A 12473-nucleotide genomic window follows, 5' to 3' on the forward strand; every position below is an offset into this window, starting at 1 on the left:
CAACGCGTCGGGGGACCTCGTAGCATGTCGGGAATGGACTTCACCCCGGAGCAGCAACGCATCGTGACGCATGGCGACGGACACGCCCTCGTGTTCGCGGTGGCGGGGAGTGGCAAGACCACGACCCTGGTGGGCCGGGTGCGGCACCTCGTGACGCAGCGGGGCGTGCGGCCGACCCGGATCCTCACCACGACGTTCACCCGCGAAGCGGGGCGCAGCCTGCGGGAAAAACTCGCCCAGCACCCCGAATGCGCCGGGGTCGAGACCCTGACCCTGCATGCCCTGGCCACCCGGATCGTGGACCGCGCCCGGACCATGGGCCTGACCGACCTCGTGATCGGCGAGGAACACTTCAGCCAGCGCCTGTTCAGTGAGGCCCGCAAGCAACTCCTCGCCGAGCTTGCGGAAGGGGAGCGTGAAGTCGCCTCACGCCTGCGGCAGATGGCCTTCAAGGACTTCGACACCTATCTGGGCATCCAGAAAGGCAACCTGCGCCTGCCGTACGTGCCGCACGACCTGCCCCCTGAGGCCGCCGCCCTGGTGTCCCCTCCCGAGGGAGGCCCCGACCTGTATGCCCGGGTGTACGGGCGTCACGACGAACTGCGCCGCCGTGAGGCCAAGCTCGACTTCGACGACCTCATCGTGGCCGCGTGGGCGCTGCTCAGCCGCTTCCCTGCCTTGCGGCAGGACATCTGCGCCCAGTGGGACTACGTCAGCGTCGACGAGTTCCAGGACGTCAACCTCGCGCAGAGCGAGATGATGCACCTCGTCGCGGCGGACTGCCGCTCCTACATGGCCATCGGGGATGACGACCAGACCATCTACCAGTGGCGCGGCGCCCACCCCCGCTTCATTCTCGGCTTCACGCAGCGTTACGGTGCCCACGAGTACACCCTGCCCGCCAACTTCCGCTGCCCCCTCGGGGTGATCGCCCTTTCCGACCGGGTCATCGCCCGCAACCGCGTCCGTGCCCCCAAGCGGCTGCGGGCCACCCGCGAGGGCAGCGGGGTGCATGTTCACCCGCCCCGGGCGGGTGAGGCGGCCCACGTCGCCCTACAGGCGCTGCGTGAGGGCCGGGAGCCCGACGACATCGTCATCCTCCTGCGCACCTACGCCCAGTCGGCCGAGATCGAGCAGGTGCTCCTCGAAGAGCGTGTGCCCTACCGTTTGATCGGCGCGGCTCCCTTCTACCGGCGTGCGGAGGTCACCACCCTGACCGCCTATATCGAACTGGCCCTGGCCGACCTCGACGTGCTCGCGGGGCGTCCACTCACCACCGAGCGGCGCGAACGGGTGCAGGCCCACTGGAAGAGCGTCGCGAACCGGCCCTCCCGGTACCTGCGCCTCGCGGACATTGAGCGGATTGCCCGCGAGGCCTGGCGCGGTGGGCGGACGCTCGCGGCCACCCTCGAGACCTTCGCCGAGGCCCAACCTGCCCACGTGGCCAAACCAACGGCCCTGCTCGCCACCTGGCTAGGCTTTCTGACCGAGGACCTGGGCACCACTCCTGGCCGCGACGTGCTGCTGGACTTCGTGGGGGCCATCGGGTACCGCGACTACCTGATCAGCACGGCCCCCACGACCGAGTTCGGGCAGGAGCGGGCCGGGATGGTCGACGCCCTCGCGGAGATGGCGCAGACGCGCTCGTTGGGCGAGCTCGTGACTCACCTCGCCCAGCTCCACGAGCAGGTGCGATACGAGGAGACCCTGCGACAGCGCACCGATCAGGAAGAGCCGCGCCTCACGATCATGACGGCCTTCCGGGCCAAAGGGCTCGAGTGGCCGGTGGTGATCATCCCCGACTGCACGGCGGCGATCTACAGCACCAAGCCCCACCCCGACCCGGCCGCGAGCGAGGAGGAGCGCCGGGTGTTCTACGTCGCCATGACCCGCGCAAGGCAGGAACTGCACCTGATCGTGGGTGAGGACGACGACACCACCCGCTTCCTCGAGGACGTGGGGTACGACCGGGTGGTCCATCAACATGACCGGTTGGCTGGCCTGCTGGCCCGGCAGCCGCACAGCTGGTCGGCGGCCGATACCCTGGAGGCTGCCGAGGTTCTCGGACGCTACGAACACGAGGCCTTCGTTCAGCGCTGGCTGAAACCGGAGTTGCGACGGGGCGTGCTGGGGCGCTTTCAGGGGTTGGCCCAGCATCCGGAGGTGCAGACTGGGGAAGACGACGCGGCCCAGGCCCTTCGCCGCCAACTCGACCTGAGCCGTTACGCCGAACACGGGCCCGTCGAACTGGATGACGTCCGCCCCCTGGACTGGCCCGACCTCACCGCCGTCCTCGCCGCCCGCCGGGCAGGTGCAGCCCCGGCGGCGTCCCCAGGCGCCGCGCGGAGCGCCGCCCAGCTCGGCTCCGATCCCCTCGGGCGCGCGGTCACCCCCGGGGCGGCGGCCCCTCTGACGTCCGGGGCACGGGTGCGTCACGCGCGCTTCGGGGACGGCGAGGTCGTTCAGGTCCGGCAAGTCGGCACGCAGACCGAGGCCCTCATCCGCTTCGAGAGCGGCACCAAGCGCATGGCGCTGGAATTCGCGCGCCTCGAGCGGCTCTCCTCCTGATCAGCGGGCCCGGCGACGCTGGGGGGCCGCCGGGCCCACCGCAGTGCGCTGGAGCAACAGGGGACGCACCTGTTCCGGCCCGCCCGTGAGGAAGCGGCCGAACCCGAACTGTTCCAGCACCCAGGCGACCTGCTCTGTCTCTGGCAGGTCGGGGCTGGCCGTCGCGGCGACGGCCCGCAGCTCACTGCGGGGAATGCGGTCGAGATTGCGGTCGCCCTTGAGCCTCGGGCGAACCGTCTGCCCGGGCAGGCGGTACACCAAGCCGATCTGACCCCCGCTGCCAAATTCATCCTCGGCCAGCAGCTCACCCTGCTGCGCGGCGTGGTAAAGAACCGGGTTCAGCGCCCGCTTGAGGGCCATCGGAGACAGGCCTGCACGGCCCTTTTGCGCCGACAGGGCCTCCCCGTAGCGGGCGTACAGGTGGTGACCCACCATCGGGCCCTCGACGTGCAAGATCTCTTTCACGCTCTGCACGACCTTGTCCGACCGCCCTTCCAGGGGATGGGCGACGGTGCCGCTCCACACCGCGTAGGGTTCGAGGCCGCCCGCCACAGTTCGGGCAGGCGCAGGCGCAGGCGGTGGCAGCGTGGGACTGACCACCGCCGCCTTCCTCGGCGCGGCTTCCTCCCAGAGTGCGGCAGGCCAACTGCCCCCTTTCAGGAGCTGTCCCCCGGGCAGGCCCCGCGCTTCCACCAGCTCACCCGCCTTGATGAAGTAGAGCCGGTCTTCGCCCACCGGCCGGTCCGTGAGGCGCACAGTCAGCCGCTTCGGAAACCGCCGCCGGGTCTCGGCCAGCAGCCCCGCCTCCGGCCCGTGCAGCAGCACCCGTACGGGGGCGTCAGCGAGCCATTCCTCGAGCTGATCCCAGAAGTGGGGCGTCCGGTGCAGGGCGGCGAGCGTGCCGACGATGCCGTACTCGTCCGCCTTCGCGTTCAGCCACGTTCCGGGGCGGTGCACCTCGAACCGGTAGTGCCCGCGGTAGGGCGTCAGGTGCAGTTCCCGCCCGACCTTGACGTCCCACATCAGGAAGAGTTCTTCCAGCGCCTCTCCGTGGAGGGCCTCCCCGTCGAAGGGCACGTCGTACCGGTCCGTGCCGTCGGGGCTGTAGAGCCGCACGAGCGGGGCATGCCCCTGGGCGGGCAGCCGGGCCTCCCGGAGCTGCTTCGCCGTGACCCGCCACGTCGTGGTCACATGCACTTCAGCGGTGCCGTGTGCTCCGGCCTCCTGACTGCCCAGCGCGAAGAAGCCCCCGGTCAGCGGACGGTACCCTGCCGCGCTCAAGTGCTGCTCGACCGCGTGCCTGACCACCTCTTCGTCGAGGTGGGCGTGCCGGGTCACCAGGGAGCGCCAGTCCACGGGATCACTCTTGACCGGGGGGCAGCGCCACTGGTGTGAAACCACCGTGCAGGTGGCCTCGCCCGCAGAGGTCTGTACGACCACCGGCCCCCGGTAATACCCGTTGTAGGCCGGGTTCGCCCTCAGCTCCACATGCCGACCATTCACCGTGGCGACCAGCCAATCCGGGCGGGTCACCCCCGTCACGTGGAGGTCGGCGTCCGTCCCGTACCCGCCGTTACGCAGGGTGAGGGTGCCCGTGCCCTCCCTGAGCCGCAATTCCGCCTGGCTGAGAAGCGCGACCGGCTGGCGACCCGCCGCGTTGAGGTCCCGCGCGAGGCGGGCAAAATCAGCTTGACCCGACCGGGCGCTCGCCCCGGGCAGATGGCGCGGGTGGCACAGCAGGACGTGGCGGGAGAGCTGCCCGTCCACCACCGTGGGCGGTGCCGACCGGCAGGTCAGGGCGGGGCTGGCCTGGGCGGCGGCGAGCACCTCGTCCACTGACGGGCGGAGCTTCGGCGCGCGGCGCCGGAGGGCACCGAGCACATCCACCTCCGTGAGCTGGACAGCGTTCCAGGCACTGGCGCGCGGGTCGCGGGCGAGGTGCTCGAGAAACACGACCTCGATCTCACGGGTCAGGAGGTGGTCCACCCCTTCACCTCCCTCCTGCCCTTGTCGGTCAGCACCAAGATCGGCAGCGGGGGACTGGCCGCACGGAAGCTGCGCTGCTCGACCTGCACGAACCCCGCCTCGCACAGCCGCTCTAGGGCGTCGCGGATCAGCTGGCCCCGCAGGAAGCGCAGCTTCCCGAAGTTCGGTGCGCTCTTCTCTTTCCAGTGGAAGGGTTTGGGCGCAGCGGCAGTCCCCGGGTCGCCCCCGTGGAAGCCCTTGGAATCCTCGTTGCGCAGAATGCGCACCAGCGTGCTCTTGCCGACGAAGTGCTCCAACTTCTCGAGGTGGGCCAGGAGCCTGAGCAGCTCTTTGCGGGGGTTCCACAGTCCCTCGAAGTCGACCGTCACCCCCTCCCAGGGTGCCGGGCGCTGCGGGGCACAGACGTCGCAGTTCCCGCACTGTTCGCCCCGGTGCTCGAAGTGCAGCTGCAACTGGTAGCCCCGGCAGGTGCGGCCATCCAGCAGCATCTTCTTAAGCTCCTGAAAGCGGGCATGCTTCGCGCGCTTGAGTTCGGCCACCTGCGCCTCGTAGGCCGTCAGCCCGATCCGATCCTGCCGGACGTCAATCTTCAGCGCAGGCTCGAGCAGCATGACCCCGAGCACCCCTTCCCGCTGCAACCCGATCAAGCGGTCTTCGATGTCGGCGGCGCGCGTGCGGTACAGCCTCGACAGGTGCGCCGGCTCGGTGCGGGTGCGCTCCACCAGCTCGCGGACGACAGCGTCCTCAGGCAGGGGGACACCGTAATAGGGGTACACGCGGCACAGTCCGGGAACATAGCTGTACCGGATGGCCCCGCTGACCTCCAGCAGATGCAGCAGCGTGGGCAGGGTGTTCAGGTCGACCCCCTCCTGCGCGGCGAGCTCCGAGAGCGTCGGGAAGGGCACGCCGTTCTTGAGCACATTCAGGAGGGTCTGCGCCTGCGCCGCGTCGGGGTAGCTGTGGTCGATCAGGTACTTCGCCCGGCGCTCGCTGCCGGTGCTCCACAGCAGCACCGCCCGCGCCTGAATCTTGGGGTCGCGGCCCGCGCGCCCGGCCTCCTGCACGTAGCTCTCCAGCGAGAGGGGCGCGTCGTAGTGCACCACGAGGTGGATGTCGGGCGCGTCCACGCCCATCCCGAAGGCGTTGGTGGCGACCATGACGCGAATCAGGCGCGCCTGGAACTGGTCGAGGAGTTCCGTGCGCACCGCGGGCGAGAGGCCCGCGTGGTAGGCCGCGACCTCCACACCGATCTCGCCGATCAGCGCGGCCAGGCGCTCGGCTTTCGCGCGGCTGCCCACGTAGACGATGGCCCGCCCGTCCCGGGTGTCCTCGTTGGTCTTGAGCCCCGCGAGCATGGTGAGCAGCACCTCGTCACGACTGACCTTGGGCTTTTCACCGGCAGCCCCGCCGCCCCGGCGCGCGGCCCCCGTCCGGGGCTTGACGTCCACGACCTGGTAGTAGAGGTTGTGGCGGCGCACGCCCAGCTCGGTGCGCTCGGGCGCGTCCATCTCCAGCACGGCGATGAGCCTGCGCCGGGTCTCCGGCGTGGCGGTCGCGGTAAAGGCACTCACGGCGGCCTTCACGCCCAGGGCGTGCAACTCCTTGCGGACGTGCAGGTAGTCCGGCCGGAAGTCGTGCCCCCACTCCAGCAGCGTGTGGGCCTCGTCGTACACGACGCGCTCCGGGGGCTGTTCCCCCAGCAGCTTACGCACCGCCGCGCTCTTGCGCACCCGTTCGGGCGCGAGGTAGAGCAGCTTCACCCGCCCGGCGCGGACATCCTCGAGGGTGCTGTCCTGTTCGGCCCGTGAGAGGCCGCCCCACAGCCCGGCGGCGGGCAGCCCCAGTTGTTGCAGGCGACTCACCTGATCCTGAATCAGGGCCACGAGGGGCGAGATCACGACCGTGTAGCCGTCGCCGAGGCAGGCGGGCAGCTGGAACACCAGGCTCTTCCCTGCCCCGGTCGGCATGACCGAGAGCACGTCGACGCCGTCGAGGGCCGCCGTCACGCCCGCGTACTGCCCCTCACGAAAGCCGCCCGGTGGGAACTCGAACAGGTCGACGAGGGCTTCTTCCAGCTTGTGCCGCCGCTCGGGCTCGCCCAGGCCGCGCAGTTCCTCGCGGTACCGGTGAATGAGCCGCATCTTCGGGGAGACGAGTTCCTCGAAGGTGAGGGGCTTGCCCCAGAGTTGCCCCAGCTGCGCGTAGAAGTCCTCGCGGTTGCGGGCGCGGCGGACATTCTCGGGGGGGATGGGCAGTGCCCCCAGGAAGCGGTCCTGATAGTGCGCGAAGGCCAATCGCTTGTCCCACACCACGAAGGCCCCCGGGGGCAACCCCGCGCGGTCGTTGCGGATCAGGCGCCCGAAGCCCTGCACGAATTTCAGCACGGCCCTGGGCAGGTACAGCGTGTTCCAGTACTTCTCGAAATCGTTCACGTCCCGCCGCTGCGCCTCCAGCACAAGGTCCGGAATGGGAAACGGGGTCTTGTCGAGGCTCACGAGCGCGAGGTCGCGGATATCCACCCCCTGGAGGAACCCCGCCGACCCGAGGGCGTGCCATCCTTCACCGCGGCGCAGATCCTGCACCGTGCGCTGGGTGCCGTCGCGCACGGAGTCGAGGTGCCGCCGGGACATGCTGCGGCTCGCGCGGCGCAGGCGGTCGTTGGCCGTAAAGATGTGCAGCGCCTGGTGCGGCGTCTGCGGCACGAGGTTGTCGAGTTCCTGCCCGACGAGGGCCGGAAAGTCCGGGTGATGCACCAGCGGCAGGTGGTTGGTGAGCAGCACGTGCCCCTGCGCGTAGGGCAGGACCGGCGGCAGCACCATGTACTGCGCCTCCGGCAGCGCGAGGTCACGCTGAAATACCCCGAAGTCCTCGGGCTCGCCGCTGCCCCCCTCCGCAGGCCAGGTGCCCGGCACGCGCAGGGTCGCGCTGGTGAACACCAAACTGGCGGTCTTCTGCCACAGCTCCTCGAGGGCCGCTGACAGCCACAGCGGCACGGCCCAGATGGAGGCCTGGTGTTCCCCGGCGCTGACGGCGTACACATGGGCCCCCGGAAGGCCCTGGGTCAGCAGCACGCCCAGGGTTTCGATCTGGTCGTTGAGCCGGGCGAGCAGCGCCTCCAGGTCGAGCTGGTACTCGGAGCGCTGCGCGAGCGAGGGGATGAAGCCCGCGCAGTACTTGAGACTGGCCGTCAGTTCCTCCGAGGCGTGGGCCACCGCCCGCCACTCGGCGCTCTGCCTGGGGAGGGGGTCAATGGCCGCCTGAAAGCCGAACGCTTCGCTTCCCTGCCCGAACTGCATGGCAAAGGTGTGCAGGGCCGCCTGCCAGGTGTCCACGCGTGTCACGAGGACGTCGAACGCCGAGGCAGCGCCCTGAGCGTACCCCGCAAGTTGGGTGTTCCCAGCGCTGCTCGCCACCTTCTCGATGCTGGGCAGCAGGCCCGAGGGCTCCCCCTGCGTCCGGCGCAGAAACTCCCGCGCGACGCTGAGCATGCCGTCGCTGCCCACCTCTCGCCGCAGGGCCGACATCGCGGCGTCCTGAAGGTCGTGGGCCTCGTCCACCACCACCCGGCTGAAGGGCAGGTTTTCCTGCTCGAGCCCACTAAGTTGGTTGCGCAGCAGCAGGGCGTGGTTGACCACGACGACGTTCGCCTGCGGCACCAGCGCCTGGGTGCGGTGGTAGGCGCAGGCCCCCGAGAAGGGGCACTCTCCCCGGCAGCGTGTGGCCACCGTGGACGTGACGATCTTCGCGCGCAGGTATTCCGGGGAGCGCGTCACCGCGCTGGGGGGCAGGGCACCGTACTCCCCGGCACGGACGTGCAGGGCCAGCAACGCCACCGCGCGGGCCTCCCCGGGCGGCATCACCAGGCGTCCGGGGAGATGCCGCTCCTGTTCCTCGGCGGCCTCCGGGTCAGCGCCCTCGGTGCCAGGGGCCTCTCCGGGCTTGTCGGGCCGGAATCGCCGGGTGAGCAGCAGGTGCAGCCGCTCCGGACACAGGTAGTTGCTCTGCCCCTTGAGGGCCACGACCCGCACCCCGAAGCCGTCCGCCGCGAGGTCCCGGGCTTCCTGCACGATCTGGTCTTGCAACTGCTTGGTGTGGGTGCTGATCACCACCGGCTTGCCCGGTTGCCCGCGCAGCAGGGCCGGGTAGAGGTAGGCGCGGGTCTTGCCGGTGCCAGTCGGAGCCTCGACCACGAGGCGGCCTGGGCCGCTCAGCGTCTCCGACACCGCCTGCGCCATCTGCATCTGTCCCGAACGGGGGGAGGGCAGCATCTCCCCCACGTCATGGGCCTGGCGCCCGCTGCTCCACACCGCGCTGACCCCGGTGACCGCACCGGCCACCCGGGCCGACAGCGCCTCGAGCTGCGCACGCGTGAGCTGGACAGGGTCGAACGCCAACGCGAGTTCAGGAGCGGGCAACGCGGCGAGCAGGGTCTGCACGTCGGCTGGAAGCGCGTGGAGCCGCGCAATCATGCGGTCGAGGACACGCGAGGTGGCGGCGCAATCCGCGAGCGCGCGGTGGGCATCGTCGTGAACCTCGCCGCAGAAGCAGGCGTGCAACCCCTCCAGGCCATACCCCTCCACGGGAGGCTCCTCGGCCGCGAAGGCGAGGGGCGCGAGCAACAACGTGTCGAGCACGAAGGGGGGCTGGAACTTCAGCCCCTGTTCGCGGCACAAACGGCGCAGGACCGGCACATCGAAGCTCAGAGCGTTGTGCCCCACGAGGGGGAGGTCGCCGAGGAACGCGAGAAGGGCCTGAAGCACCTCGGCCAGCGGCTGGCCTTCCCGGTCGAGTTCCTCCTGCGTGATGCCGGTGAGTTCCGTGACCACCCGAGGCACCCGCTCCCCGGAGACCAGCAGTTGCAAGGTCTCGACGAGACGGCCCTCCTCGATGCGCAGGGCCGCGACTTCCAGCAAACGCGCCTCGGTGCGGTCGACCGACGTGGTCTCCGTGTCGAGGATCACATACGACGTGACCCGAGCAGTGGGGGCACCGTGCAGTTCGGCGACCCGCTCCTCCTGACCGGGAAGGAACAGGTATTCGCCCTGCTGGCGCACCTGTCCCCGGGCCTCTTTGAACATGCGTGTGAGCAGGGCCCGCTTCAGCCCAAAGACTTCGAGCAGGTCTTCCTCGGGTTGCGGCCCATGCGCCCGCAGGTACTCAAGCACCCGGCGCAGCAGCGGTGACATCAGCCGCGCTCCACGGCGGTCAAAGGCGTTCTCTGGCAGATGCAGATGGCGGTCACGGTGATGACTTCACGCTAGCAGGCCACCGTCACAACGGGGCACGAATCTGAGGAATGAGCGGACTTCATGTGTCGGGTGTCTCCTCCGCATGTCCGGCAAGTTCCAGCCGTCCCATGGCCAATACTGCCCCCATGCAGCAGTCGAGCAAGGCCCAGGATCAGAATCTCAGCACCTGGTTTGTCCAGATTGGGCAGGGCAGCATCAAGTTGCCCCGCTTTCAACGGCATGAGGCCTGGGACCGGGGGCGCATCACGAGCTTCTTGAACACGGTGATCTACAACCTGCCGGTGGGAGTCACCCTGATGCTCGAAGTGGCCGGGCCGGAGCAGTTCGAGTCGCGGTACATCGTCACGGCGGAACCGAAGCACCCCCAGCCCGTGACCCGTCACCTCCTGGACGGACAGCAGCGCCTCACGGCCTTCTGGCGTGCCATGCACAACAACTACGCGCAGGAAACCTACTTCGTGTACCTGCCCGCCTTTGACCAGGGCAGTGCCCCCGCCGAGGCGGAGATGGGTGTGCGCTGCATTCCGCGGTGGCTCAACAGGCAGGGGCTGCGGATGCCCCGCTGGGCGGACGATCCTGCCCAGTGCCTTCAAAGAGGGTTGATCCCCATTTCCCTGCTGCGGCCCGGGGACATCAAGACTGAGATCGAAACCTGGGTGACCGAGGCGACCCGCCACCTTCAACCGGATGACGCAGCCCCGGACGCCCTCGCGAAATTCAGGGCCTACGTCGCGCAGCAGAAGCAGATCCATGAGCAGATCACCGAACTGCGTACCCTCGTCGCGCAGTTCAACCTGCCATACCTGTCTTTGCCCGCCTCGACCACCAAGGATGTGGCGCTCAAGGTCTTCATCAACATGAACACCAACAGCAAGCCGCTGGCGCTGTACGACATCATCGTCGCGGAACTCGAAAACGCCGCCGGGCAGTCACTGCATGTCCTGCAAGCCAAGTTGGACGAGCAGCACCCGGAAATTGGGCGGTACGGCAACCTCTCGAACCTCGTGCTGTCCACGTCTGCCCTGCTTCAAGAGAAGCTGCCGAACGAACGCGGCATGGTGGAGATGGATAAGAAGCAGCTACTGGACAACTGGCCGAAGCTCACGCGCGGGCTGCACCGCATGAGCCGATTTCTGGCCCAGGAGGGTGTCTTCGACACCGCGCGCCTGCCCACAAACGCGGTGTTGGCCGTCATCGCGGCGGCGTACGACCACATCCCCGAGCACGGTGACCTGGCCGCCAAGGGCGAACGCCTGTTGAGGCGGTATCTGTGGTCCTCCTTCTTCACCGACCGCTACGAGAACGCCGCCGCCTCCCGCGCCTTCGCCGACTTCCGGGCGCTCAAGGCGCTGCTGCTCAATCCCGGCTTCACCGAGCAGGAACTCGCTTCGGTGCCCGTGCTCAACCGTGCCGAGTTCCCCCTTGCGGATGCGGATTCTCTTCTCGCGGCGGGCTGGCCCAAGGGTATGGGCATCCGGGCCCGGGCCATTCTCGCCGTGACCACCTTGCTGGGCGCCCGGGACTTCGCGGACGATCAACCCGCTTCCTTCGAGAGCGTGCAGAAACGCGAATACCACCATGTCTTTCCGGCAGCCCTCCTGGCCGCAGCTGGCCTGGAGAAGGCAGGCGACCTCGCCCTGAACTGCGCCCTGATCACGTGGAAGACCAACCGCAGCATCGGGCGTAAGGATCCATTGGCCTACCTCCAAGAGAGGGTGCAGTGGGCGGATGAGGACATCGTCCGCGAGAGGTTGCGCACGCATCTGATCGACATGAAGGACCTTGAGAAGGCGCAGTACGGTGCGGCGAGCGGATCGCTCCTCCGGGCCAGGCTGGAGCCCGAGTATCAGGCCTTTCTCCAGCGCCGGGCAGGGCTCATCGTCGCCGCGATGCAGGCGCTTGTGGACGGCCGGGCACCGTCCCTCGAGACGCTCTGGGCGCAGCCGACTGCGGCGGGCATTTGAGGAGGCCGGGCCCGCCGCACCTCACTACACTGGGGCATGTTCCGCAAACGTCTGGAGGAGGTCAGCGCCTGGCTTCAAACCCAGGGCGAGAACCTGGAGCGTAACGAGCGGGCCTACAAGCTCAGGGGCGCGGCCAGCGTTCACACGCGGCTCCAGGACTTTCTCGCCGACCCCGCGGTCACCCGGGTCAACGTTCAGCCGCCGCAGGAACTCAACCTGCTCGGCTGGCAGATCGTCGATGGCCTCAACACGATGATTCGGCAGGCCCCCGGAGTCTTCCGGGAAGCGCTGTCCGCTTTGTGGACGCCGCCGCTCGACCCGGGCCGTGCAGACCTGTTCTGGAGCACCCTCGACCCCGCGCTCGACACCCTGAGCGAAACGCAGCGCAAGCACTTCTCAGGCGCGGGTACCCGGGCGAGCGTCGCGAGCTACTTCCTCTTCCTCGCCGACCCGCTGGGGCACCCGTTCTACCGCCCCAGCTTCGGCGGAAAGGCCGTGGAGTGGCTGTACGACAAGAAAGACGGGCTGGACAAGCGCAGCTTGGGCAACCTCCTCACCGACTACGTAGGGCGCTGCCGCTACCTGCACCAGCAGTTTCGGGAAGCGGGCATCCCCTTGCAGGACATGCTCGACACCCAGGGGGCGCTCTACATCATTAGCAGCCAGTACCTCGACCCCACTCGGTTACGCAGGAGGTGAGAGAACA

The 12473-nt window shown here is 68.9% G+C and carries 5 protein-coding genes; 3 read left to right on the plus strand and 2 right to left on the minus strand.

Features of this window, described 5'->3' with window-relative positions:
• Positions 1–33 precede the first annotated feature (33 nt).
• Positions 34–2568: an ATP-dependent helicase gene (locus L1280_RS09610; protein WP_253581949.1), complete on the plus strand. Its 2535-nt coding sequence runs from the start codon at positions 34–36 to the stop codon at positions 2566–2568.
• Here the strand turns inward: L1280_RS09610 and L1280_RS09615 are convergent, their stop codons facing one another.
• Both L1280_RS09615 and L1280_RS09620 read right to left on the minus strand, forming a co-directional pair.
• Entirely contained in the window at positions 2569–4554 is a 1986-nt protein-coding gene (locus L1280_RS09615) for a hypothetical protein (RefSeq protein ID WP_253581951.1), read from the minus strand.
• A complete protein-coding gene (locus tag L1280_RS09620) occupies positions 4539–9740 on the minus strand; it encodes a RecQ family ATP-dependent DNA helicase (protein WP_253581953.1) in 5202 nt (1733 codons plus the stop codon). Before L1280_RS09620 ends, L1280_RS09615 begins: the two co-directional genes overlap by 16 nt.
• A 188-nt stretch (positions 9741–9928) precedes the next feature.
• On the opposite strand from L1280_RS09620, the gene L1280_RS09625 reads away from it, so the two are divergent.
• Positions 9929–11767, plus strand: a complete 1839-nt coding sequence (locus L1280_RS09625; RefSeq protein ID WP_253581955.1) for a DUF262 domain-containing protein — start codon at positions 9929–9931, stop codon at positions 11765–11767.
• A gap of 36 nt (positions 11768–11803) precedes the next feature.
• The gene (locus L1280_RS09630; RefSeq protein WP_253581957.1) at positions 11804–12466 is read left to right on the plus strand and encodes a hypothetical protein; all 663 of its coding nucleotides are present in this window, start codon (positions 11804–11806) and stop codon (positions 12464–12466) included.
• The last annotated feature ends 7 nt before the right edge of the window (positions 12467–12473 follow it).

The sequence above is a fragment of the Deinococcus sp. HSC-46F16 genome (genome assembly GCF_024171495.1).
In the GTDB taxonomy this organism is placed as follows: domain Bacteria; phylum Deinococcota; class Deinococci; order Deinococcales; family Deinococcaceae; genus Deinococcus.

Coding starts and splice junctions, on each gene's coding strand:
- L1280_RS09620 (WP_253581953.1), bottom strand. CDS start 9,740: ATGTCACCGCTGCTGCGCCGGGTGCTTGAGTACCTGCGGGCGCATGGG.
- L1280_RS09625 (WP_253581955.1), top strand. CDS start 9,929: ATGCAGCAGTCGAGCAAGGCCCAGGATCAGAATCTCAGCACCTGGTTT.
- L1280_RS09630 (WP_253581957.1), top strand. CDS start 11,804: ATGTTCCGCAAACGTCTGGAGGAGGTCAGCGCCTGGCTTCAAACCCAG.
- L1280_RS09610 (WP_253581949.1), top strand. CDS start 34: ATGGACTTCACCCCGGAGCAGCAACGCATCGTGACGCATGGCGACGGA.